The organism is Geodermatophilus sp. URMC 65, assembly GCF_053502545.1.
Genome location: NZ_CP199954.1, coordinates 830,343 through 855,229, shown reverse-complemented (window position 1 = coordinate 855,229; position 24,887 = coordinate 830,343). Strand labels below are relative to the sequence as shown.

The following is a 24,887-nucleotide window of genomic DNA, read 5'->3' as shown; positions in this document are numbered from 1 at the left end:
CCGACCCCCGAGAGAGGCACCATGCCCACCCACATCCCGCACTGGATCGACGGCGCCCGCCGCGAGGGCGCCAGCGGCCGCACCGGAGAGGTGACCGACTCGGCGACCGGCGAGGTCACCGGCGAGGTCGCGCTGGCCAGCGTCGAGGAGGTCGACGCCGCGGTCGCCGCCGCCTCGGCGGCCTTCCCGGGGTGGCGCGACACCTCGCTGGCCAAGCGCACGGCGGTGCTGTTCCGCTTCCGCGAGCTGCTCAACGCCCGCAAGCCCGAGCTGGCCGCGATCATCACCGCCGAGCACGGCAAGGTCCTCGACGACGCCCTGGGCGAGGTCTCCCGCGGCCAGGAGGTCGTGGAGTACGCCTGCGGCGTGCCCTCGCTGGTCCGCGGCGGCTTCACCGAGAACGCCTCGACCAACGTCGACGTGCACTCGGTGCGCCAGCCGCTCGGACCGGTGGCGATCATCAGCCCGTTCAACTTCCCGGCGATGGTGCCGATGTGGTTCTTCCCCGTCGCGATCGCCACCGGCAACACCGTCGTCCTCAAGCCCAGCGAGCAGGACCCGTCGGCGGCGCTGTGGATGGCCGAGCTGTGGAAGGAGGCCGGGCTGCCCGACGGCGTGTTCAACGTCGTGCAGGGCGACAAGGTCGCCGTCGACCGGCTGCTGGAGCACCCCGAGATCCAGTCGGTGTCCTTCGTCGGGTCCACCGCGATCGCCCAGTACGTCTACGAGACCGGCACGAAGGCCGGCAAGCGGGTGCAGGCCCTGGGCGGGGCGAAGAACCACATGGTCGTGCTGCCCGACGCCGATCTGGACCTCGCGGCCGACGCGGCGGTGAACTCCGGGTTCGGGTCGGCCGGCGAGCGGTGCATGGCGATCAGCGCCGTGGTCGCCGTCGGCGGGGTGGGCGACGACCTGGTCGCCCGCATCGCCGAGCGCACCCACACCCTGCGCACCGGTGACGGCCGCAAGGGCTGTGACATGGGTCCGCTGATCAGCAAGCGGCACCGCGACCGGGTCGAGTCCTACGTCGAGGCCGGCGAGAAGGAGGGCGCCAAGCTCGTCGTCGACGGCCGCCAGGTGACCCCCGACGGTGGTGAGAACGGGTTCTGGCTCGGCCCGACCCTGGTCGACCACGTCGAGCCGGGCATGAGTGTCTACACCGACGAGATCTTCGGCCCGGTGCTGTCGGTGCTGCGGGTGGACACCTACGAGCACGCCGTCGAGCTGATCAACCGCAACGAGTACGGCAACGGCACCGCCATCTTCACCAACGACGGCGGCGCCGCCCGGCGGTTCCAGCACGAGGTGCAGGTCGGGATGATCGGTATCAACGTGCCGATCCCGGTGCCGATGGCCTACTACTCCTTCGGCGGGTGGAAGAACAGCCTCTTCGGCGACACGCACGCCCACGGCGCCGAGGGCGTGCACTTCTTCACCCGCGGCAAGGTCATCACCAGCCGCTGGCTGGACCCCAGCCATGGCGGCCTGAACCTGGGCTTCCCGCAGAACGCCTGAGACCGGCCGGCTCGGGCGCCACCCCGGACCGGGGCCACCACCACTGTGGGAGCGGCCTCGCCGTCCTGCCGTTATCGAAGGGCGGATCCATGCCACTCGTCCGCATCGACGTCGTCGAGGGACGACGCACCCCCGAGCAGCTGGGCCTGCTGGCCGACACGGTCCAGGAGGTCATGCTGGACGTGTTCGCCGCGCCACCGCGCGACCGGTACCAGATCGTCACCGAGCACCGCCCCGGTCAGCTGATCTGCGAGGACACCGGCCTGGGCATCGAGCGCACCGCCGACCTCGTCGTGCTCCAGGTGTTCCAACAGGGCCGCTCCGAGGAGCAGAAGCGCGCGCTTTACGCCGGGCTGGCGAAGAGCCTCGAGGAGGCCATCGGCCTGGCACCCAGCGACCTGATCGTGTCGGTCATGGGCAACTCCCGCGAGGACTGGTCCTTCGGCCTGGGTCGCGCCCAGTTCCTGGAGGGCGACCTCTGATCTCAGACCGTCGACGAAACGGCACGCTGCTGACCTGAGCCCGGGGTGGGCTGGTGCAGTCGCCGCCGATGCCGGAGCCCGGTCCCGAGGACCTGCGCGACCCTGCTCGACCAGGTGTACGCCCTCCTCGCGTCCACCTATCGCACTTCGGGTGGGCAGTCGCGGAGGGGCCGGCCGATCAGATGGCGGCCCTCGACGTCTTCGAGTCCGAGGTTGGGGAGCCCGAGCGGACGATCGCCTGGGGCGAATCACTGGGAGGTGTCATCACCGGGGCCATCGTCGAGCGCTTCCCCGACCGCGTCGACGGAGCAATCCCGACATGCCACGGCCTCGGCGGTACGGTCCAAGGACCCCCTGATGACCGGCGCGTCGTGCATCCTTTATGCATCCAATACTGCCGTCTGCGTGCGTCAGGACTTATCGACCTCCATTACGTCACCGCAGGTCCAGCTGCATAGTCAACCAGTGTCAACGCCCATCAATCGACCTAAGATCAAATCGCAGGTCATCTGTGTTCTCGACCCTGAGGATCTCGCCTGTGCACAGTTGGTGGGTCGCCCGCCGCAGTTAGACGTCGGCAGGGCAGCGCTGGGCCAGCGGGCACCAGCGACGAGGTCGTGGCCGTGGATGAGTCGTCGGGCCTCAGCGGTGTCGTCGACTTCAGCCTAGGACCACGTCACCGCGATGCAGTGTCGGAGTAGCGAACGACTTCGGAGAGCCGACTGGAAAAGTATTGGAGGACCTTTCGTCCTGCCAGCTGGCGGTGCTTCAGGCGTCCCCCGAGTTCAGCACTGAATGCTGACACAGCAGTTGACACGCCCGGGGGCGAGGAGGACTACAGCAACCGGTACAGCAACGCGGTCCGGACGAGCCCGCATCCGGACGAACGCCAGCGGACGCTGCTGGCGGCTGCCCTGTGCAAACAGCACGACCGTGGACAATGACGAACCCCGGGAATGTGACTGGGGGTCAAGGGGGCGCAGGTTCAAATCTTGTCAGCCCGACACGCGAAAGCGCAGGTTAGGGGCCGCTTCTGAGACACCGGAGGCGGCCCCTGAGCCGTTGTACGGGCGATTTGTAGCAACGCGTGTAGCAACGGCGCCGAGAGTCAGCATTCACCGGGGAGGCTTCGGAGGTAGCGGGCGGCGCCACATCGACCGCTCGACGCTCCCCGGCCGCTCCGCCCAAGAGACGGTCACTGAGTCGTCCCGGGTGGCTAGCGTCGGGGAGGCCAGGAACTTGACGGCCTCCGTCGGGGCGACTGTCGCGTCCTCGGGTTCATGGCTGAGGAACATGTCCGCGGCCTCGACGCGTACGTCGTGGGCAATGGCGCGGCCTGCGTTGGTGAGGAGGTAGCCGTCGTTCTGGAAGTGCTCCAGGCTCCAAGCGACGCCGGGGGCGGGGGCATGGCGCTCCTCCCGGATTGCCCAGCGTTCGAGGGTGACGGCCATGCGCTCTGTCGCCGCAGCGGAGCGGGTCGCCAGCGCGTCCGCCTTCCGCTGGCCGCGAGTCGAGACGTATAAGGCGATGCCGGACATGACGGTCGCCGCGAAGACGCCAATCGCCTCCCAATCCACGAGGTCGAGATTCCAGTCCATGAAGCGGAGGTTACGGGTGGTCACGGATAGTTTACGGAAAGTGTGTTACGCAGTGTGACGACCTCGTCAGCCCTGCCCTTGGCCCTGACCGTGGAGTCCGCTGTGCGGGCCGTTGGCGCCCTGTGCGGCGCCCAGATCGACGCCATTCTCTTCGCCGCCCTCGTCGATCGGGCGGTCAGCGCCGCCATGGCCGCCGGCGAGGCGGTCCCGGAGGTTTGAGGAGCTCTGGAACGCAAGAGCCCGCTCTCCAGGGTTGGAGGGCGGGCCTTCGTCGTGCTCAGGACAGGAGTACCGCGATCTCGTCGAGCCGGTCAGGGTCGTCGGTGTACTCGTCGGGATTGGCGTCGGCCTCGTCGATCAGGTCGGCGAGGATCCCGCGCACCCGGGAGAGTGCCCTCGGCTAAGTGGCCGAGGTCGCGCTTACCGGGTTCTCCCATTGGCCGACTGGGCGGCTCGTGGGTTGTGCCTTATCCGTGCCTCAAGCACCGGCCAAAGCCGATGCTCAGCGTCCAACAGAGGTCAGCGCTGCTAAGGCACGAAAGGAGTGGCATTGCCCAAGTGAGCTCCGAGAACGGGCATTTGACCTGATACGGACGTGGAGCGGGTTACGGGAATCGAACCCGCATGGCCAGCTTGGCCAGCTGGAGATCGTCGTCATCGATGCTGGGCTCGGCTTCGACCGGCCGACCGGGTGTTCCCTCACTCGCAGGTGATGCTGTGTGCCAGCGTGTGTGCCACCGCGGGGCGTTTACAGTTGTTCGCAGCCATGCGCGGACGACCGCACCATCCGTCTGACCTGGGTGTCCGTACGACGGCGCACGTCCACGAACCCCGCACCGGGGAACTGTTAATCGCAGGGTTATTGGTTCGAGTCCAATCGGGGGAGCAAAGCCTCAGGTCAGCGGCTCGTGGGCGCCTCCGGCCCTGTACCAGTATTCATCGGAGTCGCAACAAGCCCGTGACATTGAGGGCGGGTGACGGCGCTGCGTGAGCCGTAGGAGGTCCCGATCTGGCCCGGCAAGCGTCACGGGCTGGTGTCGGTGAGCCGGCCGGGGAAGTGATGACCTTCAGCAACACCCTCTTAGAGATCGTTTCAAGATGAACTCGGCGTGCCTCCCGCGAGGATCGGGCCGACCTGCTGAGGCTGTGGTGGGTGATCGAGGAGCTCGTACCTGACGGGTTGTGGGAGCGGGTCGCTCCCCTGTTGCCGCCGCGGAAGCCACGCCGCTACCGCCATCCGGGTCGGCGGCCGATCGATGACCGGGCCGCGCTGGCCGGCATCGTGTTCGTGCTCAAGACCGGGATCAACTGGAACCAGCTGCCCACGTCGCTCGTCGGCTGCTCCGGGGTGACCTGCTGGCGCCGGTTGCGGGACTGGACCGCCGCCGGCGTCTGGCCGGCCCTGCACGAGCTGCTGTTGGCGCAGCTGCGCGCGCTCGGTGAGCTGGACCTGGACCGGTGCGCGGTCGACGGCTCCCACGTGCGAGCGCTCAAAGGGGGGACCACGTCGGCCCGTCGCCGGTCGACCGCGGCCGGCCGGGCTCCAAGCACCACCTGATCTGCGACGCCGGCGGCATTCCGCTGGCGGTCAGCCTGACCGGCGGCGACCGCAACGACGTCACCCAGCTCATCCCGCTGGTCGATGCCGTTCCGCCGATCCGGGGCCGGCGCGGCCGACCCCGCCGCCGACCGCGGGAGCTGTTCGCCGATCGCGGCTACGACCACGACTGTTACCGCCGACAGCTGCGCGCCCGCGGCATCACCCCGCGGATCGCCCGCCGCGGCGTCGCGCACGGCTCGGGCCTGGGCCGTCAGCGGTGGGTGGTCGAGCGCAGTTTCGCCTGGCTGCACGCCTTCAAGCGGCTGCGCACCCGCTACGAGCGCCGCGGCGACCTGCACCTGGGCCTGCTCCAGTTGGCCTGTGCGCTGATCTGCTACCGGCAGCTGACCGTCGTTCTGAAATGAGTTCTTAAGCCGGGTCGTAGGCCCCGGCTGGAGCCGTAGTAGGGACCTACCGTTCCCATGACGAGGCGTCTGAGTTCCGAAGGTCCACGTTCACAGCGGCCGACTCGGGCGGTCCGCCACAGCGTCGCCACCGGGCATGGGACGGCCGCCGCGGGCAGCCTGGGTCAGGTACAGCGTGAATGGGTGGTCCGGGCGGAGAGTCCGGCGGCAGTGGGTCAGCGTGCCTGGCCCAGGGCGCGGGCCGACTCACCTCGCCCAGTGGCGCCAGGGCGGCGGTCAGGGCGGCAGCTACCGTCAGGGCGGTGGCGTGGTCCGGGCCGAGCACCTCATGGCAGCGCTGCAGGGTGTCCTCGCTCAGGGCGCAGGTCGGCTCCCGCCTCGCCCAGCCGGATCAAGGCCCGGGTAAGGCGGCGGCCGCCGCCAGGGTGACCAGGTGGTCCGGGCCGAGCACCCGGCGGCAGCGCTGCAGCGTGTCCTGGCCCAGCGCGCGGCCCGGCTCGGCCTCGCCCAGATGGGCCAGTACAGAGGTGAGGGCGGCGGCCGCCCACAGGGTTCTGGGGTGGTCGGGGCCGAGCACCCGACGGCAGCGGTCCAGGGTGTCCTGGCCCAGAGCCCAGGCCGCCTCGGACTCACCCACCTGGCCCAGGGCGACGGTCAGGGCGGCAGCCGCTAACAGGGTGAGAGGATGGTCCGGGCCGCGCACTCGCCGGCAGCGCTGCAGGATGTCCTCGCCCGGGGCGCGGGCCGGCTCCGCCTAGCGCAACTGAACCAGGGCATCAGTCAGGGCGGCCGCCGCGCAGGCGGCAACCAGTACAGCAAAGCGGTCCGGATGAGCCCGTACCCGGCCGGACGACGGCGGACGCTGCGGCCTTGTGACTTGCTCCAACAGCACAACCGCGGACGATGGCGAACCCCGCGAATGTGACTGGGAGTCTGCAGGCGTGTCTCGACCGCTCCCGGCCCGGCGCAGGAGTCGAGACCTTCCCTGCCCACATCCCGCTCCTCGGCATGTGACGGTGAGCTGCGGCGAAGGAGGGCCGACCCGGTCGGTGGCCAGTCGACTGCAGAGGACCGCGAGCGCCCTCCCCGGGCTCGACCCGAACACAGCAGGTCGTCAGGGAGCCCCGGGTCAGGAGCGGAGGGAGACAGGCGTGCTCACCGGGACCTCTGCTGGCCCCGGGCGATGAGGACGAGGCCGCCCACGACGACCACGATGGGCACCCACGACGGCAGCCCGAACGGTCCGAGAAGCAGGCCCACGACAGAGAGCACGAGCTGGAAGCCGAGGAAGAGGCCCAGCGCCACCAGCACCCAGAAGATGACAGGCTGCTCAGCCTGCAGTCGGCGCAGGTAGTCCATGGCGTCTCCTCGGTCGTGTCAGTTGGCGCGGATCGACGACGCAGCCTGTCCGTGAACAGCCGGCTCCAGCCAGCGGAGCACATCGCCACCGCGGGGTCGGAACTCGAGTCCACTGTGCACCGCAGAACGTCCCTCGGCGAAGACGGCGTTCCCGCTCCTGTTCTCGCCAGGGCCTGGTCAGGCGACCTCTGCGTGGTGCCACGGCGGTGGCCAAGCCGTGTCGTTCCCGGGCGTCCGCAGGGATTCCCTGACGACCACACCCGGCGTTGACCTGCAGCAATGGACACCGGCGGAGGTCCGCGGACCCCCACCAGCCGCCCTGGCAGCGCGGGGGCTGATGACCGATCTCAAGATTCCGTCCATCGACTCATCGACCAACCTGCCTGAGGGGTGCAACTAGGCCCTGTTTGAGAAGTCGCTCGCGCGGCGGGGCTGGCGTGTCGGTGCCGGAAAGAAGGCGAGGTCTCCGGTAGAGGGATCAACGACCAAGAAGACCCTCACCACGGAGACCTCGTGGACGGCACCCTACCCGCCGATGCCCGCCATGACCTGACCGACGAGCAGTGGGCGATCCTCGCCTCGGTGCTGGAGGCTCTGCTCCCGGTCGGCCAGAAGCCCGGCAGACCCCGGAAATGGACCCTGCGCCAGCTCGTCGACGGCATCCGGTTCCGTACCCGGACCGGCTGTCCCTGGCGGGACGTGCCCGAGCGCTATGGCAGCTGGCAGTCGGTCTACGGCCTGTTCCGCGCCTGGCAGCTGGCCGGCACCTGGGCGGCGATCCTCACCGCCCTGCGGGCGGCCGGTGCCGAGGCCGGGCTGATCGAGTGGGTGGTGTCGGTGGACTCCACGGTCACCCGGGCCCACCAGCACGCCGCCGGCGCCCGCCGCCATCCCGAGGACCAGGCCGAACCCCCGGTCGGGGAGCCGGCCGACCACGCGCTCGGCCGCTCCCGCGGCGGCCTGTCGACGACGGTGCACCTGGCGGTCGAGCAGGGGCGCAAGACGCTGGCCACGGCGCTGACGCCCGGGCAGGCCGCCGACAGCCCCCAGTTCACCGCCGTGCTCGGCCGGATCCGGGTGCCGCGTCGGTCGGGTCCGGGACGGCCGCGCACCCGCCCGGACCGGGTGCTGGCCGACAAGGCCTACTCGGCCCGCGCCAACCGGGCCTATCTGCGCCGACGCGGCATCCCGGCGACCATTCCGGTCAAGGCCGACCAACAGGTCCACCGGCGGAACAAGGGCTCCGCCGGCGGGCGACCGCCGACGTTCGACCTGGACCGCTACCGGCAGCGGCACGCCGTCGAGTGCGGCATCAACCGGCACAAGCAGCACCGTGGCTTCGCCACCCGCTATGACAAGCTCGCCGTCCGCTACGAGGCCACCGTCCAGATCAGCGACATCGACATCTGGCTGCGCGACCTTTCAAACAGGGCCTAGCGCCGGGCCAGCGCCGCGAGCGCGGCCTCGATCCGCCGCCGGGTGTCGTCGGAGGTCCAGCCGGCGAGGACGGTCGCGTCGCCGCCGGCGGTCGCCTCGATCGCCGCGTTCGCGGCGCGGTGGAGTTGGACCTTGGCCAGCCGGTAGGACTCCAGCGACCGGGCGGCCAGCTCAGCGGCCAGCGCGACCGCCCGGGGGAGCAGCTCGCCGGGCTCGGTGAGTTCGTCGACCATCCCGAGGGCGAACGCCCGCTCGCGGTCCGCGGTCTCCGCGCCGAGCAGCACCTGGCCGGCACGGGAACCCAGCGCGTGCCGGACGATCTCCAAGGCCGACGTCGGGAAGGGGACGCCGACCGCCAGCTCGGCCAACCCGATCCGTCCGCCCGACATCAGCCGCAGGTCGCAGGCCAGGGCCAGCACGCAGCCACCGGCGATCGCGTGCCCGTTGACCGCCGCGACCGTCGGCCGCGGATGGTCGAACACGACGCGGAACGTGCGGGACAGCGCAGCCAGGAGCTCCTCGGTGTACGGCCGGCCGCCGTCCAGGATCCGGCGCAGGTCCACCCCGGCGGAGAAGGACGAGCCGCTGCCGGTGATGACCAGTGCCCGGTCGGACGCGGTGACGGCCTCGGTGAGGGCGTTGAGCAGCTCCACGTCGAGGGCGCCGACCCGGCCGTGCTCGATGCGCAGAACGGCAACCTCGCCCCGATCCTCGGTGATCAGCATCGGGCCATCATCCACGGATCGGGGTGTGGTGCCGGCGACGCGAACGACTGGCAGGTGTCTCGGCGGTCCTCGTCGAAGGGCCTGTGATCAGGTGATCGTGCGGCGGCCAGGAGGCGCTTGCTGGTTCGCCTCACGCCCTCAGCGCCACCGTCGCTCTCCCGGCTCGCGGTCGAGGGCTCGAGGTCGGGGATCCACGAACCGGGGCCACGCGGCCGCGGGCTCGTGGCCCGAGCTCTGCGCGGTCGCGCAGCGCATCGTGACCACCATGTCGACCTCCATCGGGGTCGTCCGGGGCCATCCGTTGATGCACGCAGTCGTTCGGTGTGCGGCCTGACCGGCACGGACGGACAGGCACGTACTCCGATGCTCCCGAGGCCGACGCCTGGGGGACAGGAGGTCTCGACTGGTCGAGTGGAAGCCCGGTGAGAAGCAGCTCGCTGGCGTGATCGCAGTTGTGGTCGGCATCGGCGTCGTTCGCCGTGGCCGCGCACGGCCCCCGTCGTCCACACCTGCAGCTCAGGACGCTCACGGAACGGCGGCGAACCGCCACGAAAGCGATCATGACGGCCTGGCAGTGTGGGGATGGGGGCTTGAGCCCCTCAGCCGCCGGTGCCCAGGGGCGGCGTCGTCGAGATCGAGCGCGATGTGGCGTCCCCCGGAGGGGTCCGGATCGCGGAGTCGTGACCCGGACCGGCACGAAGGACGCCGGCTGACGTGCTGACTCAGGATTCGGGACGGTCCTGCTGGACCTCGCGTGCGGGGAGTTCTTCGACGGTCACGGTCGCGGGTGTGGCGGGCCCGAAGATCCTCGTGGCGGCCGTGATCGTGCCCTTCAGGACGTGTTGCATGTAGTTCGCGGCGGCCATGGGACCCAAGCCGAAGGGCAACAGCCCGGCGAGGAGTGGCGGTCCGACCGCCAGCGCCCATGCCCGGAGGATCTCCGACTGCGAGGCGGCGATCTCCTGCCGCTCCGTCGCCGTCAGGGTCGCCAGGGCGTCGTACGCAGCGCCCTGTCCCAGCAGCGACGCGTGGGGTCCCAGGATCGCGTCCGGACGGATCCGCCCGGTCTTGTCGAGCCTGACCGCGCCGTCGGTGAGGACCAGGAGGACGGCGATACGGGTCAGCTCGGGGTCGGTGAGGTCCCTGTCATGGAGCAGTCCGACCTTGATGGCCGCACTCACCGCCTCCTTCAGGACCTCCCTCAAGGCGACCGGGAGCGCGGCGGCCGAGATCGCCGTTCCGTAACCCGGGAGGATCGACGGCAGGGAGTAGGAGACCGCTCGCGCCGCCCTGATCCGATTCCCGCGCGTCACCTCGCCCACCAGGTTCCCCGGTGCGACCAGGGGCTTGCCCGCACGGACCTTGTCGACGACCTTCTGGGCCTCTTCGAGGGAGGGTTGCAGAGTCCGGTTGATCAGCGCCATCGCACGCTCGACGGTCGACTCGATGTCGAACTCCGGCTTGGGGAAGGCGAATCCGCCGGTCATGTCGGTCTCCTGTCCGTTGGCGACGCACGGAGGATGCCAGCGGGCGGCTCCGGGAGGGGGACAGCCGCGTCCGACCCGTGGACCGGTGACCGACTGCTGCGAAGCCCCGACCGGTGTCGCGGTCGTCGCCGTCGTGTCGATCGGTCCGCGGGGGCCGTCCGATGCGGGCCGCCGTCCACCGCCGGCTCCGTGGCTCGGGGACCGTTCGGATCGAGCAGGTGCCGCGGCCGCGGGTGGCCGGGGCGATGTCCTGATCCGGGTGCACGCGAGCACCGTCAGCGCCGCCGATCACCGAGCGCGCCATCGCGGCGTGCCCCACGGGCCGTGGCAGATCGCGGCGTTCGGCATCGGGACGTCCCGGCCGCGTCGCCGGGCGCTGGGCATGGACGTCGCCGTCGCCCTCGACCGGGCGGACGAGCAGACCCCGGACCGGCCGTGAGCTGACTCCGACCCGCGGGGCAGGTCGTGAGCGACCGCCCCATCGAGCCGAGGGCTCCGCCGCCTGGCGAGATCGTCCGACCACCATTGCGCCGGCGACTGCGACCTCGCGGCCGAAGTGGACGTCGCTGGTCATGGAGGCAGGCCAGAGGGCACCGTGACGATGCCGGGGTACGACCAGGACGCGGGCATGCCGATCCCGTTCCGGTTCCCTCGACGGCTGCCTCGGCCGGCCGCCTGCGGGCAGTGCCGACGCGGCTGTCGCCGATGACGGTGCGGTGACGGCGCGGCCCTAGCGTGCGGACACCCTTTCAGGACCGTCCGGCCGCCGTCGTCTCACGTGCGCGGCGGCACGGCCGGGCGCAGACCGTAGGAGGCCCTGATGGCCGAGAACGCCCGCCACTACTGCATCGCCATCGCGGATCGGCCGACCGAGCTCGCGACGAGGGCGGCCCTCGTCGAGGAGTTCAAGTGGCCGCTGGGGACGCAGATCAGCGTGCAGTTCCTCGGCGGTGACAGAACCCTCCAGGACCGCGTCCGCGCCGTCGCCGAGGAGTGGGTGGGCCCCGACATGGCCAACGTCGGGCTCCGGTTCGGCGGTGACGGCCGCGGCGACGTGCGGATCGCCTTCACCGAGGGAGACGGGTCCTGGTCCTACCTCGGCACGGTGGCGCAGCAGATCGACGTCGGCCAGCCGACGATGAACTACGGCTGGCTCACCCCCGACTCACCGGACGACCAGCTGCGCCGCGTGGTCCTCCACGAGTTCGGGCACGCCCTCGGCCTGATCCACGAGCACCAGAACCCCAACCACCCCATCGCCTGGAACCGCGATGCGGTGATCGCCGACCTCTCCGGTCCGCCGAACAACTGGGACCCGCAGACCATCGAGAACAACATCTTCGCGCGCTACGACCCGGCCCAGCTCGAGAGCACGCCGGTGGACCGAAACTCGATCATGATGTATCCGATCCCCGCGTCCTGGACGACGGACGGCTTCTCCGTCGGGTTCAACCGCGAGCTGTCCTCGACCGACGTGGACTTCATCAAGAAGGCCTATCCCTGGTGACGGCTGCCCCGGGCGGCCTCATGGTCGGCGACCACGCCCTGGTCGTCGGCATCTCGCACTACCCGCAACTGGCGGCCGAGGGGGTCGCCGCCGACCTGCACGGCCCCGACCACGACGCGCGCGCCGTCCGCGACTGGCTCGTGGACGAGGCCGGTGGGCGGCTGCCGGCGGACAACGTCGTCCTGCTCCGGACTGCGGACTGCGTGGCGGACGACGCCGACCCCCAGCCGGCCAGCCAACGGATCAAGGAGGCGCTGGAGGACCTGGAGAAGCGGACGCGCGGCAGCCCCGGCAGGCGCCTGTACCTGTACTTCTCCGGGCACGGGTTCGCCCCCGACCTGGAGGAGGCGGCGGTCTTCACCGCCGAGGCGAGCCAGCTCAGCCCCTCCCACGTGTACGTGCACGCCTGGCTGCGCTGGTTCCGTAAGGCGCAGCGGTTCGAGCAGTCGGTGCTGTGGGTGGACGCCTGCATGAACTACCAGCAGTCCATCCCGGTCCAGCCGGTGCCGCTGCGGGTCCAGCTGGGGACGGCGGTCCCGGGACCGGTGTTCATCTCGGTGGCCGCGCAGACCAAGAGCGCGCTCGAGGTCGCGATGCCGGACGGGGAGGTGCACGGGGTCTTCACCTGGACGCTGCTGGCGGGCCTGCGGGGCGGGGCTGCGGATCGCCGCGGCCGGGTCACCGGGGAGAGCCTGCAGGACTTCCTGCACAACGCGATGGCCGAGTACCTGCCGCCGGCGGTGAAGCGGACCGCCGCGGTCGACCTGCAGCCGTTCGTGCGGGCTGACGAGGGCATGGACTTCGCACGGTTCCCCGCCCGGCCGGTCTACGACGTGACCCTCTCGCTCCCGACGGCGTCCACCGGGCAGGAGCTGCGCCTCTGGTCAGGGGCGCCGCACCGGCAGGTCGTCGGCCAGCAGCTCACGGGGCCGGAGTGGACGGGGCAGCTGGTGCGCGGGCTCTACGTGGTCGACGTCCCCGACGCCGGGCTCCGCCAGGGCTTCCAGGTGGCCGGCTCAGGGGCCGTGCAGGTCACCGTGGACGGCTCCGGCCCGGCGGTGGTCCCGTGCGACGGATCGGAGCTGTTCTGCCTCGAGGTGGACGTCACCAATCCGGCCACGACGGTCGTCGTCGTCGATCCGGAGTTCCAGCGCGTGCTGACCCAGACCGGGCAGCTGAGGGAGACCGAGGCGCCCGGGGTCTACAAGGTCCGGACGTTGTTCGGCCGCGACCTCACCACCGCCGCGGAGCAGGTGGTCCTCCTTGACCGGGACCTGGTCGTCGCCGCGGACGGACCCGCGCTGCTGTCCGCTGCGCCCCTGCCGGGGGGCGCCGGGACGGACGAGCAGCACTCCGCGCTGTTCACCGCCGCGCGGGAGGGTCCCGGCGTCAGCGCCGCGGGTGACGCGTCGGCGATGTCGGTGATGGGGCGCTACAGCATCGAGCACCCCGGTGACGCCACCCCGGCCCTGCCGCACCCGCTGGGCGGGCTGCAGTTGCTGGACCCGGCGGGGAAGGTCGTGGCCGACCTCGGTGGGAGTGGACCGGCCGTCGCGGGCCCGGAGCCGGTGGCCGTCTGGCAACGGCCCGTCGCGCCAGGGACGTACACCCTGCGGCAGGAGCTGGGTCGCGGCGCGTTCGAGGGATCGGTCGTCGTCTCCCCGGGGTGGGTCACCCAGGTCGTGCTGCGGCGCACCACCGGTCTGGGCGGCGGCTGGCGCGACGAGGAGCAGGGTGGGGCGGAGGGCGTGGTCCAGCCGGATGACGTGGCGCTCTTCATGCGCCGTCCGGCAGCCCCGGCCGCACCCGAACAGGACCAGGTCGTCGAGGGCGCACGGCTGGCGCTGGTCCAGGGGCGGGACGCGTTCAGCGGCGGACGCGGGGGTGAACTGCGCCGCGCCTTGCTCGAGGAGTACGAGGACCCGATCGCCGGCATCATCGGCTGTCACCTGCTGCTGCGGGCGATGGCGGGCCCCGCGGGGAGCGAGAGCGGTCGCGCCGCTGTGTTCGACCGGGCCGTGACCCGGCTGCGTGACCTGCTGGTCGACGAGCACCCCGACGTGGAAGCGCTGTCGTTGCGGTGCGCGGACCCGGCCCTGCGTGCCACCCGGCCGTTCGGCGCCCCGCCGATGTTCAGCGCGAGCTGGCAGTTGGTCGTGGTGGCCTCCTACGACCGTCCCGAACTGGTGCCCGTGCGAACCTGGGCGCGGGTCCACGCCTCCACCCGGATCGGGCCGCTCCTCGTCTGGGCAGCGGACGCGGCGACCAAGCAGGCGCACGACCGTCAGCTCCGGCAGTGGGCCGACGGTCTCGGCCAGAGCGACGGGGCGGCCCCGCCCCCCGCGTCCGCCGACCGCGGGCGCGAGGCGTTGCGGTCCGGCCCGGGCCGGGGCGGTGAGGCACCGGCCGTCCCGTCGGGGGTCCGGGAGGCCGCCCGACGCCTCGGGATCCCCGCGACCGCCACGGCTGGCCTCTGGGAGGCGCGGGCCGCGTCCCCATGATCGCCGGGGGAGTGCCGGAGGTGCTGTACGCGTTTCCCATCGCCGACACGCTGTCGATGTCCTTCCAGCGGTACCCGTGCCCAGGACCGGCGGTCGTGCGGGACCTGCCCCGCAGCTGGGGGGCGCTGCCGGTCGTCCAGGAGGGTCCGCGCGGCCTGGTCGTCCCGGTTCCCGAGGGAGAAGCGCTGTGGGTCGGCCTGTCCCGGCCGCTGGACGCGCCCGCGTGGGCGGTGCGGGTCCTCGCGCACCTGCGACCGGGCGGACCCACGGACGCCGTGGCGGGTGGCGCGGCGACGGACGCCGCCGGCGACCTCACCGGCCTGCCGGTGCCGCCGCGACGCGCCCTGGAGGGCATCGCGCGACCCGTCGGGGGATGGTGGTCGTTGACCCGTGTCCCCCCTGGCCCGGATGCCCCCGCTTGCAGCGGGCTGGAGGTCTGGGCGCAGCGGGACGGCGCGCCACCGGAGCCGCCGTGGTCGGTCCACCTGGTCGACCCCGCTGCCTTCACCGCCCGGACGGGGACCGAGGTCCCGCCGCTCACCCCGGACGCGCCCTACGGGGGGTGGCGGCTCCCGTGACGAGGAACCGAGGAGGCAGGGGATGTGCCGCACCCTCAGCGGCACCGGCGGGTGCGGCGTTGGCGATCCTCGGGCAGGACGTCACCGCGTCGATCCCGGGCGGTCGGCCCCGAACTCCTCCGGTCCTCCGTCGTGGCGCCTCAGTGGTGATGATCGCGTGATGTTGCCGTGATGGCGCACCGGCACCCTGGTGCCGTAGAGGTCGTCGGTAGGCGGGTCACCCGCACAGCCGTGCGCTCCTCCACGCGACGTCGGACACCCGCGATGGTGGGCGGTCGACAGCGGTCCCGATCCGGCTGGCGCGTCGACCACTCGTGCACGTCCCTGAGAGGAATGACATGTCCGCAGAGCACGCCACGACCATGGCCGCCCAGCTGGGCGACGCCGGACTCCTCGACATCGTCGGACCCGTCGCGGTGCACCACTCCCGCACGAGCTGCGGTGGGGTGCCACGCCCGGGGCTCCCCCATCTGGCGCCGGGACCAGGTGCTCGGCCCTCGACCGCTGCACGGCGCGGAACTCGTCGTGACCTCGGCGCGCGGCTGAGGACGGCGCACGGGGTCCACACCCTGCACTTCTCCGGCGCGGCTCCGCCGAACACGCTCGATCCACCTCGAGAGAACCGATGAGGGGGAGCGTCATGGAGATCGCAGGGTTCTCGGGAACCGTGCTCGAACCGGGCGACGAGGGGTTCGAGACCGCCCGGCAGATATGGAACCGGGACGTCGAGCGCAAGCCGGCCGTCATCGCGGGCTGTACCGGGACCGCGGACGTGCTGGCCGCGGTGCGCTCCGCCCGGGAGCGCGACCTGCCGGTCGCGATCCGCGGTGGGGGTCACGCCGTGGCCGGGCACGCGATGTGCGACGGCGGTCTGGTGGTCGACCTGTCGGCCATGACCGGCGTGCGGGTCGACCCGCTGCGGCGGACGGCCCGTGCCCAGGGTGGATGCCTCTGGCGCCACGTCGACCGCGAGAGCCAGGCATTCGGGCTGGCGGTGACCGGCGGCATCGTGACCCACACCGGGATCGGCGGCCTGACGCTGGGCGGCGGGATCGGCCACCTCATGCGCCGCTTCGGGCTCACCGTCGACAGCCTCGCGTCCTGCGACCTGGTCACCGCCGACGGCCGGTTCCTCGAGGCCAGTGCGGACGAGCACCCCGATCTGTTCTGGGGCCTGCGGGGCGGCGGGGGCAACTTCGGCGTCGTCACGTCCTTCGAGTACCGCCTCCACCCGGTCGGGCCCACCGTGCTCGCCGGCGTGCTGGCGTGGCCCATGGAGGAGGCGGGCGCGGTGCTGCGCTGCTTCCGCGACTTCGTGGCCGACGCACCCGACGAGGTCGGGATCGTGGCCAATCTGCGACTGGCCCCGCCCCTCCCCGTGTTCCCCGAGGAGCTGCACGGGCGCCCCATCGTGGCGCTCGCCGTCTGCTACGCCGGACCGGTCGACGAGGGCGAGGAGGTGCTGCGCCCGCTCCGCACGTTCCGGACGCCGGCACTCGACAGTGTCGCGCCCAAGCCCTACGTGGCCCACCAGGCGGCGTTCGACCCGGCCTACCCCCACGGCCGCCACTACTACTGGAAGTCCTGGAAGCTGCCGCCACTCACCGACCCGGCCATCGACGTGCTCGTCGAGCAGGCTGCCGCGGTCACCTCGCCGCTCTCGGCCATCGGGGTCTTCACCCTGGGCGGGGCCGTGGCCCGGGTCGACGACGACGCCACCGCCTTCACCGGGCGGACCGCAGCGCACGACATCAAGGTCGGCGCCTCCTGGCTGCCCGACGACCCGGAGCCCGAGCGCCACAGGACCTGGGCGCGGACGGCGTGGGCAGCGCTGCGACCCTTCGCCCAGGGGGTCTACGTCAACTTCCTGTCGGACGAACCGGCGCAGCAGGTGCAGGCCGCCTACGGGGACCGCACGTACGCCCGGCTGGCTGCGCTCAAGAGCGAGTACGACCCGTCGAACGTCTTCCGCTTCAACTCCAACATCGCCCCGGCCGGCTGAGCGCCTGAGAGCCGGGCAGCCGCGTCCCGGGCCGTGTCGGAGTACGCCTGGTCGCGTCGATCCCCCGTCACGGAGGGACGCCGGCCGGCTCGCGGCCTCCCGACCTGGCGATCCGGTGCCGCACCACGGCGCGCTCCGGGTCCCGAGGGCCGGTCACGCCCGATCCGCCTGCCACTGGCGGACCCAGGCCCGGCCGTAGTCGTTGCCGTGCGGCGTGCGCAGCACCGTGTGGATGTGGAAGGTCTTCGGGGTGTCGTAGTCGAGGAAGACGCCGCAGTGGTGGTCGAGCTCGGCGATGAGCACCGGGGACTGCAACCGGTAGTAGAAGACGTCGCCGGGCCGTGACCCGCCGATCCAGGAGAACCAGGTCTCGTCGAGGTGGTCGGCGATCTCGCGGAGCCGGGCGGCGCGCGGCCCTTCGGGCAGCAGCTCCACGAAGGTCTCGGCGATGGCGAGGGCGTGCTGCTGGGCCTCGGCCGGCATCTCGGCCACGCGGATGCCCTCGACCGGGATGACCCGGTTGTCCTGGAACGCACCGGCCAGGTGCCGCTCGTCGCCGGGGTGCACCCGCCCCTCGGGCATGGCCGGGTCGACCATCTGCTCGTAGACCGTCGCCGCGCGCCGCTGCGCGGTGGGCAGCGCGGCCATCAGCCGCAGGCCGTGGTCGATGCGGTCGGCGAACGGCCCGGTCAACCCGGCGTGGGGGCCGGCGTCGATCTCGTCGGGCTCGGCGCCGAGGAAGACGGGGGAGAGCGCCATCCGGCCCTCGACGACCAGGCAGTTGACCGCGCAGTGGTGGCCGTAGAGCTGCCAGCCCCACGGGGCCCGCAGGTCAGGGGTGCCGTAGAGGGCGATGTTGTAGCTGAACTCGTTGAGGATCGTCTCGAGGTCGACGACCTCGCCGAGGAAGCCGTTGATCAGCATCATCGCGTGGGCGATCTCGTAGCCCTCGGGCGACAGCGAGGCGCGCACCAGCGCGAGCGCCTTCTCGCGGACGACCTCCGGCTGCTGGTCCAGCCGCAGGCCGGTGTCGAACTGCAGGAACTCGGGGTTGGCCCAGGTCTGCCACTCGACGGCGTCCACGTCGAGGGTGATCCGCGTGCGATCCTCGTCGTCCAGCGCCGACAGCAGGTCCTCGGCGGCGGCGACCATCGCCGCGACCGGCGCCTCCTCGCCGGGCCGCGCCGGCTCCAGCGGGTACAGGCCCTCCCGCAGCGTGCCGTCCTCGGTGACGCCGCGGAACTCGTTGCGGTACAGCGGCGTCCAGCCCTCGACCAGCCCGCCGGTGAACGTCCCCAGCTGTTTCGAGGCCTCCCCGTAGGCGTACGGGTCCATGCCCCGCACCTCGGCCAGCCGCGGGTGGTCGTGCGGGTACAGGTACTGGCGGAACTCACCGGACATGACGGGCCCTCTCGGCGCTCAGGTGGTGGTGTTGTGCCGGGCGACGGCGGCCCGGACGGCGGGCTCGTCGCCGTCGGCGATCGCCTCGACCAGGTCGACGTGGACCTGGTAGCGCTCGGTGCGATAGCGGACCGAGGCCGGGTCGTCCTCGGCGAAGCGGGACGACGCGGCGGTGAGGTGGCCCAGGGTGCTGGTGTAGACGGCCCGCGCCATCGCGTTGGGGCTGAGGGCGGCGATCCGCTCGTGCAGCGCCCAGTTCGCGCGCATGAAGCCGTCCCAGTCCGGCGCCGTGCGCATGCGCTGCAGCAGGTCCCGCAGATCGGCGACGTCCTGCTCGGTCCGGTGCCGGGCGGCGCCGACGTCGACGAGGACCTCGAGGTGGTCGCGGAGCTCGATCGCGTCCGCCACGGTCCTGGGCTCCTCCTCGACGCTCAACAACGTGTGGCGAAGTCGCACCACGGGACCGCGGTCAGCGACGAACAGGCCTCCACCGCGCCCCGGGCGGATCTCCAGGACTCCCCGGTCGCGGAGCAGACGCACGGCCTCGCTCACCGTGGCGTACGCGAAGCCGGTCTCCGCCCGTAGGGAGTCCAGCGTGCCGACCGGCTCGCCGGCCGCCAGTCCGCGGGAGCGGATCCGGGCGTCGAGCGCAGCGGCCAGCTGCTCGGCGCGGGTGCGTCCGGCGCGACCGATGCCGGTGAGCACGCCGACGTCGCCGAGGGCTTGTCCGGCGGAGGGGCTCTGCGACATGCTGCTCATCGAATCACAAACCTCCGAACCTTTACACAGTTTTGTCGACCGACGCGAGGAGATGGCAGATGAGGATCGTGGGCATCCGGCGGGACGGCGGACCCGTCGAGGTCGCCACGCTGTCGGACGACGGCGCGCAGGTCACCGTGGTCGCGCCCGTGGAGGAGTTCTGGGCCGACGCCGCCGGGTACCTGGGCCGGACACCGGCCGGCCCGACGCGCGCCCTGGCCAACGTCGAGCGGGTGCCGCCGGTGCTGCCCGGCGCCCGGGTGGTGTGCATCGGGCTGAACTACCTCAAGCACGTCGCCGAGGGCTCGTTCTCCGGCCAGGACCTGCCGCCCCACCCCACGCTGTTCGCCCGCTGGACCGCCTCGCTGACCGTGGACGGCGCCGAGGTGCCGGTGCCGGCCGACGAGGACGGCCTGGACTGGGAGGGCGAGGTCGTCGCCTGGGTGGGCGCGCGGCTGGTCGACGCCACCCCGGAGGAGGCGCTGGCCGCCGTCGTGGGGTACTCGACGTTCAACGACCTGACCTCGCGGCGGGCGCAGAAGCTCACGTCGCAGTGGATCCTGGGCAAGAACGGCGACAACTCCGGCCCGCTGGGCCCGATGGTGCCCGCGGCCGAGGTCGGTGACCTGCGCGACGGGCTGCGGGTGCGGACCCGGGTCAACGGCGAGGTCGTCCAGGACGGCCGCACCGACGAGATGGTCTACACCGTCGGCGACACCCTCTCGCTGATCTCGCGCACCTTCACGCTGCGGCCCGGTGACCTGCTGGCCACCGGCACCCCGTCGGGCGTCGGCTACGCGCGCACGCCCCCGTGGCTGCTGCAGCCCGGCGACGTCGTCGAGGTCGAGGTGGAGCGCCTCGGCCTCCTGCGCAACACCGTCGTCGGCAACGACGCCCGGGTCCGCCCGGCATGACGAGCCCGGGGCTGCCCGGGCCGCTCGACGGCGCGAGCGGCCCGGGCAGCCCCGGGGCCTCACTTGAGGTCCGCGTACTCCTTGGCCACGGCGTCGTAGACGCCCAGGTCCACGAGTCCGCCGTCGACGGGCAGGTCCGAGCCGGTGATGAAACGGGATCCGTCGCCGGCGAGGAAGAGGACCAGGGGGGCGATGTCATCGACCTCCGCTGCGCGTCCCAGCGGGGTGAAGCGCGTCATGGCCTGGGGGAAGGCGGTGTCCCCGGGGACGAGCGCCGTGTTGACGATCCCGGGGTGGATGGCGTTCACCCGGATGTCCCACGGTGCGAACTCCATGGCGGCGACCTTCGTGATCCCCCGCAGGCCCCACTTGCTCGCGGAGTAGGCCGCGGAGAAGTGCCCTGTCATGCCGGCGGCCGACCCCACGTTGATGATCGAGCCGCCGCCGCTGTCCCGCATCAGCGGCGCGAGAGTCCGCATCGCCAGGAACGGACCCACGAGGTTGACGTCCAGCACGCGCTCGAAGTCCTCGCGCGTGGTCTCCATCAACCCGTAGCGGAATGCCACCCCGGCGTTGTTGACGAGGACGTCCAGGCGCCCGTGACGCCGGCGCAGGTCGTCGGCCAGGGTGCCCCAGCCCTGCTCGTCGGTGACGTCGAGCCGGATGAACTCGGCACCACCGGGCGTCGCGTCGCTGATGTCCTCGGCCAGCGCCCGGCCTTCGTCCTTCAGGTCCGTGATGACGACGCGGGCGCCGTGTGCGGCCAGGAGCCGCGCCTCTGCCGCGCCCTGGCCCTGTGCGGCCCCCGTGACGACGGCGACCCGCCCGTTCAGAGCGTCCATGGATCCTCCTCGGTGGAGAGTGGTGAGCCCGTGGGTGACCGTTGTCGGCACCGTCGGGCCGGGTGGATGGCATCCCTCGTCGAACGGGGGCACCGCCGATCGACCATCGGCGACACGCTCGGTCGCGTACGGCGAGCGGGCCCCGACGAGGTGTTCGGCGGCGTCCGCGATGTCCTGGCGCCGCGCTGCTGGTGCTGGTGCTGGCCGCGCCTACTGGTGCCTGTGGTGCATGACCCAGATCCCGCGGGCCGGCGTCGTCCCGGGGTTCCGGAAGAGATGGGGGATCGTCGAGTCGAACCCGATGGCCTCGCCCGCGTGCAGGACGAAGACGTCGAACCCGAGCGTCACCTCGAGCTCCCCTTCCAGCAGGATCCCGTACTCGTAGTCGTCGTGGCGGAGCATGCGGCCGTCCATGGTGGAGCTGCTGCCCGGGGGATAGACGAGCTCGATGAAGTCCAGTTCGTCGGACTTGCGGACGAGCTGCTCCCAGGAGACCCCGGACTCCAGCACCAACCGGCTCCGCTGGCCGGGCGTCGTGACGGAGAAGCGCGGCGGCTCGGCGGACTGCTCACCCCAGGTGACAGCCGGGAAGCCCGGTTTGCCGCGGTGGAGGGGATCGGCCTCCCCAGGGGTGGTGTCGGCCACGGGTGCCGGAGGGCGGGCGTGCTCCTCGGCCTGCGGCGTCACGGAGGAGGTCCCTGTCGGGAGTGCGGCGTGGTCCTGCTCGTCGAAGAGCCGGTCGATGGACACCCCGAGCAGCCGCGCCAACGAGTAGAGCGTGGCCACGGACGGCTGGGACTTGCCGTTCTCGAGTTGTGACACGAAGGACGCGGAGACCCCGAGCTGTCGAGCGACTTCACGCAGTGACAGATTGGCTTGGAGCCGCGCCTGCCGGAGCCGACCACCGAGGGTCTCCGAAGGGTCCATCTCCGCGGCGGCAGGCGGTTCCGCGTTGGTGCCCATGCTGGTTCCCCTGTCGCTGGCGGTGATCCCTCGATTATCCATTGCGTCCACGGCCCCCACGCCTCCCACCAGGACGACGCCCCGTCGGTCATGACCACCCGGTCGGTCGGGTGATCCGGGTCGGACCGGACCAGGCGCCGAGCCGTCCCCATGACGTCCTCGGGCGCGGTGGGCCGGCCGCGGGCGTCCGCGGCGGAGTCCGACACGGCCTTCCGCGCGATCTGCGTTGCCGACGCACCTCCTCTCGCTCGCTGTAGCCGCCGGCGCCCCTCGGACGGCCGGCCGTCCCGCGTGGTGCCCCCTTGCTCGCTCCTCGGGTCGGCCGGGATGCGCTGGTCACGGACGCCTCCTCCCCTTCTCACGTGTTTGGTGACGGCGTCGATCCCCACCAGCACCCTCCCATCGCCGTCCACGAGCGGCTCAGCGCTTAACAGCGATCGACCTTGCTTAACAGTGCTGGCCGGCCGGGCGTACGCCGTGGTGACGGACGTGGGTTGCCTCACCCGATCGCGGACGAGCATGGACCCATCTCCAGATTTTGTGAAGTGCTTGTGAACATGCTGGACCATCTGTACGGTCCCACATCACGCCGTGACGCCGGTCACGGCATCCGGCAGGCCACACCACCGGAGGAGGCCGAGGCCATGACCCTCGACGCACCAGCTCGCCCCGCCATCGAGGCCGGGCCCCGCATCGCCGTCTCCCGCGGGCTGATCACCGTCACCGTCGCGGTGGTCGCGCTGTTCGTGGCCAGCGGCCTGCTGGCGCCGACGAGCATCAGTCGCGGCGCTCTGCTCGGGATGCTGCCGTTCGCGTCCGTGCTGGCGATCGCCGCCATCGGTCAGACCCTGGTGGTGCAGCAGGGCGGGATCGACCTGTCGGTTCCCGGCGCCATCTCGCTGGCGGTCGTGATCAGCACCCACCAGCCGAACGGCGACGACAGCAAGCTGCTGCCGGCTCTCGCCCTGGGCCTCGCGGTCGCCGTGGTGGCCGGGATCGGGAACGGCGTGCTCATCGGCCGCCTCGGGCTCAACCCGATCGTCGCGACGCTCGGCATGAACGCCCTGCTGTACGCGGGCGTGCTGGGGATCTCCGGGGGGTCACCGCGCCGCACGACCGATCTGCTGCGCAGCGTCGCCGGTGGCCTGACGTGGGGCATCCCGAACTCGGTGTACGTGGCCGTCGTCGTCGTGGCCGTGGCTGCCGTCGTGGTGAAGACCACCGCAGCCGGACGGCGCTTCGAGGCCGTCGGGGCCAACCCGGCTGCGGCCTTCGCCACGGCCCTGCCCGTGACCCGGCACCGCGCCGCCGCCTACGTGTGGGCCCAGGTCCTCTACTGGCTCGCCGGCGTCCTGCTCGCGGGGATCATCGCCCAGCCGACCGCGTTCCAGGGGGACGCCTACCTCCTGCCCTCGGTCGCGGCGGTGGTGTTGGGCGGCACCTCGCTGCTCGGTGGTCGCGGCTACCTCATGGCGACGGCCGTCGCCGCGCTGTTCCTCAGCCAGCTCGACCAGTTCGTGCTCGCGCTCGGGGTCTCCTTCGCCATCCGCACCCTCGTCGAGGCGGCCGCCCTGACGGTCGGCGTCGCGCTCTACAGCGTCAACTGGCGCACCCTCCGCGCCAGGTTCTCCCGGTCGTCACCGACCCCGCGCACCGCCACGTGACACGCGCGCTCCGTCCCATCGTCCGACAGAACCGAGAAGGGAACCGACCCATGAACCGATCCAAGGTCCGCACCAGGCTGCTGGCGCTCGGCAGCGCAGGAGTCCTCACCCTCGCGGCGTGCGGCGGTGGCGACGACGGTGGGACATCGGCGGGTGGCGCTGCCGCCAACGGCGACGTCCCGTCGTGGTGTGGCCCCGACGAGGCCGTCCTCGGCATGACCGACGGCTTCGGCGGCAACAGCTGGCGCCTGGTCACCACCGCTGCCGCCGAGGACGAGGTCAGCAAGTGCCCGAGCGTGACCTCCTTCGAGTACGCGGACGGGCAGGGCAACACCCAGAAGGCCATCGCCGACATCCAGGGCATGGTCGCGAAGGGCGTCGACGCGCTCGTCGTCTTCCCGGACGCCGGGGAGGCCATCCTGCCCGCGCTGCGTACCGCCTACGAGGCCGGCGTGGTGACGGTGCCCTACCGGGTCGACCCCGGGGGGGAGCCGGGGGAGGACTACGACGTCTTCATCGGCAGCGACTTCAAGCAGGCCGGGACGCTCTGGGCCCAGTGGATCCAGCAGAACCTGCCCGACGGCGGCAACATCCTGTTCCTGAGCGGCCCTCCCGGCAACAGCCAGGGGACCGACGAGGCCGAGGGACTGCACGAGGTCCTCGACCCCACGGGCAAGTACACCTTCATCGGTGAGGACCCCTTCGAGGTCACGAACTGGGATCCCGCCGAGACGCAGCAGGTGCTGACCGCGGCCATCGCCAAGAACCCGCAGATCGACGTCATCGTCTCGGACTTCGGCCCCTCGCTGGTCGGCGCCCTGCCGGTCTTCACGGACAGCGGTCGTTCCATCCCCGCGATCGCCACCTCCGACGGCAACGAGCTCGCCTGCTTCTGGGAGGAGAACGAGGCCAGCAACCCGGACTTCGAGTTGTTCACCATCTCGACCCAGAACGACCACTCCCGCCTGGCCGTCCAGCACGCCGTCGCGCGCGCGACCGGCGGCGAGGTGCCCGCTGAGGACGTCTACCCGTCGTCGCCCTTCGAGGACTCCGTGAGCGGGCAGCCGCAGCAGGTCACCTGCGACCCGGAACTCCCCGGGGACGTCTACCTCTCCGCCGAGATGCCCGGCGACCAGCAGGCCGACGTCATCGGATGACCGATCGGCCGGCGGGTGGCGCCGGCCGTCC

At 71.8% G+C, this 24,887-nt stretch carries 21 protein-coding genes; 12 read left to right on the top strand and 9 right to left on the bottom strand.

Translation table 11 applies throughout. The annotated features are described in order from the left end of the window. The first annotated feature begins 21 nt into the window (after window positions 1-21). Window positions 22-1,515 carry a CoA-acylating methylmalonate-semialdehyde dehydrogenase gene (locus ACWIX7_RS03955; RefSeq protein WP_448619379.1) on the top strand — a complete coding sequence of 498 codons (1,494 nt, stop codon included), beginning with the start codon at window positions 22-24 and terminating at the stop codon, window positions 1,513-1,515. Between the two features lie 89 nt (window positions 1,516-1,604). Beyond that, complete coding sequence (locus ACWIX7_RS03950; protein ID WP_448620318.1) at window positions 1,605-1,997, top strand: tautomerase family protein; 393 nt, start codon at window positions 1,605-1,607, stop codon at window positions 1,995-1,997. Between the two features lie 1,115 nt (window positions 1,998-3,112). Here ACWIX7_RS03950 and ACWIX7_RS03945 read toward each other — a convergent pair. Further along, window positions 3,113-3,619 (bottom strand): hypothetical protein, encoded by a 507-nt coding sequence (locus ACWIX7_RS03945; protein ID WP_448620317.1) that lies wholly within the window; start codon window positions 3,617-3,619, stop codon window positions 3,113-3,115. A 1,129-nt stretch (window positions 3,620-4,748) separates the two neighbouring features. Here ACWIX7_RS03945 and ACWIX7_RS03940 point away from each other — a divergent pair. Next, window positions 4,749-5,560 (top strand): IS5 family transposase gene (locus ACWIX7_RS03940; protein WP_448620316.1). Its coding sequence is split into 2 segments (ribosomal slippage): window positions 4,749-5,088 and window positions 5,088-5,560, totalling 813 coding nucleotides; the frame shifts between segments, so codons are not numbered across the junction. 391 nt (window positions 5,561-5,951) lie between these two features. Here the strand turns inward: ACWIX7_RS03940 and ACWIX7_RS03935 are convergent. Together ACWIX7_RS03935 and ACWIX7_RS03930 are read right to left on the bottom strand one after the other, a co-directional pair. Beyond that, window positions 5,952-6,197 (bottom strand): tetratricopeptide repeat protein, encoded by a 246-nt coding sequence (locus ACWIX7_RS03935; protein WP_448620315.1) that lies wholly within the window; start codon window positions 6,195-6,197, stop codon window positions 5,952-5,954. Window positions 6,198-6,715: 518 nt separating this feature from the next. Further along, entirely contained in the window at window positions 6,716-6,919 is a 204-nt protein-coding gene (locus ACWIX7_RS03930) for a hypothetical protein (RefSeq protein WP_448620314.1), read from the bottom strand. Window positions 6,920-7,432: 513 nt separating this feature from the next. Between ACWIX7_RS03930 and ACWIX7_RS03925 the strand changes: the two genes are divergently transcribed. Then, window positions 7,433-8,356, top strand: a complete 924-nt coding sequence (locus ACWIX7_RS03925) for an IS5 family transposase (RefSeq protein WP_448620313.1) — start codon at window positions 7,433-7,435, stop codon at window positions 8,354-8,356. Here ACWIX7_RS03925 and ACWIX7_RS03920 read toward each other — a convergent pair. Further along, window positions 8,353-9,081: an enoyl-CoA hydratase/isomerase family protein gene (locus ACWIX7_RS03920; protein ID WP_448620312.1), complete on the bottom strand. Its 729-nt coding sequence runs from the start codon at window positions 9,079-9,081 to the stop codon at window positions 8,353-8,355. The genes ACWIX7_RS03925 and ACWIX7_RS03920 overlap by 4 nt on opposite strands. 722 nt (window positions 9,082-9,803) lie before the next feature. Further along, window positions 9,804-10,568, bottom strand: coding sequence for a hypothetical protein (locus tag ACWIX7_RS03915; protein ID WP_448620311.1), 765 nt, complete (start codon window positions 10,566-10,568; stop codon window positions 9,804-9,806). A gap of 310 nt (window positions 10,569-10,878) precedes the next feature. On the opposite strand from ACWIX7_RS03915, the gene ACWIX7_RS03910 reads away from it, so the two are divergent. From ACWIX7_RS03910 to ACWIX7_RS03890, 5 genes are all read left to right on the top strand, one after another. Then, the gene (locus tag ACWIX7_RS03910) at window positions 10,879-11,007 is read left to right on the top strand and encodes a hypothetical protein (protein ID WP_448620310.1); all 129 of its coding nucleotides are present in this window, start codon (window positions 10,879-10,881) and stop codon (window positions 11,005-11,007) included. A gap of 381 nt (window positions 11,008-11,388) precedes the next feature. Continuing rightward, window positions 11,389-12,075, top strand: a complete 687-nt coding sequence (locus ACWIX7_RS03905; RefSeq protein WP_448620309.1) for a hypothetical protein — start codon at window positions 11,389-11,391, stop codon at window positions 12,073-12,075. Then, window positions 12,072-14,576, top strand: a complete 2,505-nt coding sequence (locus ACWIX7_RS03900) for a caspase family protein (protein WP_448620308.1) — start codon at window positions 12,072-12,074, stop codon at window positions 14,574-14,576. Before ACWIX7_RS03905 ends, ACWIX7_RS03900 begins: the two co-directional genes overlap by 4 nt. Next, window positions 14,573-15,154, top strand: coding sequence for a hypothetical protein (locus ACWIX7_RS03895; RefSeq protein ID WP_448620307.1), 582 nt, complete (start codon window positions 14,573-14,575; stop codon window positions 15,152-15,154). The genes ACWIX7_RS03900 and ACWIX7_RS03895 overlap by 4 nt, the downstream gene beginning before the upstream one ends. 640 nt (window positions 15,155-15,794) lie before the next feature. Continuing rightward, complete coding sequence (locus ACWIX7_RS03890) at window positions 15,795-17,156, top strand: FAD-binding oxidoreductase (RefSeq protein ID WP_448620306.1); 1,362 nt, start codon at window positions 15,795-15,797, stop codon at window positions 17,154-17,156. Between the two features lie 153 nt (window positions 17,157-17,309). Here ACWIX7_RS03890 and ACWIX7_RS03885 read toward each other — a convergent pair whose 3' ends face one another. Continuing rightward, window positions 17,310-18,557, bottom strand: a complete 1,248-nt coding sequence (locus tag ACWIX7_RS03885; RefSeq protein ID WP_448620305.1) for a DUF3500 domain-containing protein — start codon at window positions 18,555-18,557, stop codon at window positions 17,310-17,312. A gap of 18 nt (window positions 18,558-18,575) precedes the next feature. Further along, window positions 18,576-19,316 (bottom strand): FadR/GntR family transcriptional regulator, encoded by a 741-nt coding sequence (locus ACWIX7_RS03880; protein ID WP_448620304.1) that lies wholly within the window; start codon window positions 19,314-19,316, stop codon window positions 18,576-18,578. A gap of 59 nt (window positions 19,317-19,375) precedes the next feature. On the opposite strand from ACWIX7_RS03880, the gene ACWIX7_RS03875 reads away from it, so the two are divergent. Continuing rightward, a complete protein-coding gene (locus ACWIX7_RS03875) occupies window positions 19,376-20,230 on the top strand; it encodes a fumarylacetoacetate hydrolase family protein (protein ID WP_448620303.1) in 855 nt (284 codons plus the stop codon). A gap of 59 nt (window positions 20,231-20,289) precedes the next feature. Here ACWIX7_RS03875 and ACWIX7_RS03870 read toward each other — a convergent pair whose 3' ends face one another. Together ACWIX7_RS03870 and ACWIX7_RS03865 are read right to left on the bottom strand one after the other, a co-directional pair. Then, complete coding sequence (locus ACWIX7_RS03870; RefSeq protein ID WP_448620302.1) at window positions 20,290-21,072, bottom strand: SDR family NAD(P)-dependent oxidoreductase; 783 nt, start codon at window positions 21,070-21,072, stop codon at window positions 20,290-20,292. A gap of 210 nt (window positions 21,073-21,282) precedes the next feature. Further along, complete coding sequence (locus ACWIX7_RS03865; protein ID WP_448622128.1) at window positions 21,283-21,999, bottom strand: helix-turn-helix domain-containing protein; 717 nt, start codon at window positions 21,997-21,999, stop codon at window positions 21,283-21,285. Window positions 22,000-22,679: 680 nt separating this feature from the next. On the opposite strand from ACWIX7_RS03865, the gene ACWIX7_RS03860 reads away from it, so the two are divergent. Both ACWIX7_RS03860 and ACWIX7_RS03855 read left to right on the top strand, forming a co-directional pair. Beyond that, window positions 22,680-23,699: an ABC transporter permease gene (locus ACWIX7_RS03860; protein WP_448620301.1), complete on the top strand. Its 1,020-nt coding sequence runs from the start codon at window positions 22,680-22,682 to the stop codon at window positions 23,697-23,699. A 50-nt stretch (window positions 23,700-23,749) separates the two neighbouring features. Then, window positions 23,750-24,856, top strand: coding sequence for a substrate-binding domain-containing protein (locus ACWIX7_RS03855; RefSeq protein ID WP_448620300.1), 1,107 nt, complete (start codon window positions 23,750-23,752; stop codon window positions 24,854-24,856). Window positions 24,857-24,887 lie beyond the last annotated feature (31 nt).

Coding starts and splice junctions, on each gene's coding strand:
- ACWIX7_RS03870 (WP_448620302.1), bottom strand. CDS start 21,072: ATGGACGCTCTGAACGGGCGGGTCGCCGTCGTCACGGGGGCCGCACAG.
- ACWIX7_RS03895 (WP_448620307.1), top strand. CDS start 14,573: ATGATCGCCGGGGGAGTGCCGGAGGTGCTGTACGCGTTTCCCATCGCC.
- ACWIX7_RS03920 (WP_448620312.1), bottom strand. CDS start 9,081: ATGCTGATCACCGAGGATCGGGGCGAGGTTGCCGTTCTGCGCATCGAG.
- ACWIX7_RS03855 (WP_448620300.1), top strand. CDS start 23,750: ATGAACCGATCCAAGGTCCGCACCAGGCTGCTGGCGCTCGGCAGCGCA.
- ACWIX7_RS03905 (WP_448620309.1), top strand. CDS start 11,389: ATGGCCGAGAACGCCCGCCACTACTGCATCGCCATCGCGGATCGGCCG.
- ACWIX7_RS03885 (WP_448620305.1), bottom strand. CDS start 18,557: ATGTCCGGTGAGTTCCGCCAGTACCTGTACCCGCACGACCACCCGCGG.
- ACWIX7_RS03890 (WP_448620306.1), top strand. CDS start 15,795: ATGGAGATCGCAGGGTTCTCGGGAACCGTGCTCGAACCGGGCGACGAG.
- ACWIX7_RS03930 (WP_448620314.1), bottom strand. CDS start 6,919: ATGGACTACCTGCGCCGACTGCAGGCTGAGCAGCCTGTCATCTTCTGG.
- ACWIX7_RS03875 (WP_448620303.1), top strand. CDS start 19,376: ATGAGGATCGTGGGCATCCGGCGGGACGGCGGACCCGTCGAGGTCGCC.
- ACWIX7_RS03860 (WP_448620301.1), top strand. CDS start 22,680: ATGACCCTCGACGCACCAGCTCGCCCCGCCATCGAGGCCGGGCCCCGC.
- ACWIX7_RS03950 (WP_448620318.1), top strand. CDS start 1,605: ATGCCACTCGTCCGCATCGACGTCGTCGAGGGACGACGCACCCCCGAG.
- ACWIX7_RS03915 (WP_448620311.1), bottom strand. CDS start 10,568: ATGACCGGCGGATTCGCCTTCCCCAAGCCGGAGTTCGACATCGAGTCG.
- ACWIX7_RS03880 (WP_448620304.1), bottom strand. CDS start 19,316: ATGAGCAGCATGTCGCAGAGCCCCTCCGCCGGACAAGCCCTCGGCGAC.
- ACWIX7_RS03865 (WP_448622128.1), bottom strand. CDS start 21,999: ATGGACCCTTCGGAGACCCTCGGTGGTCGGCTCCGGCAGGCGCGGCTC.
- ACWIX7_RS03955 (WP_448619379.1), top strand. CDS start 22: ATGCCCACCCACATCCCGCACTGGATCGACGGCGCCCGCCGCGAGGGC.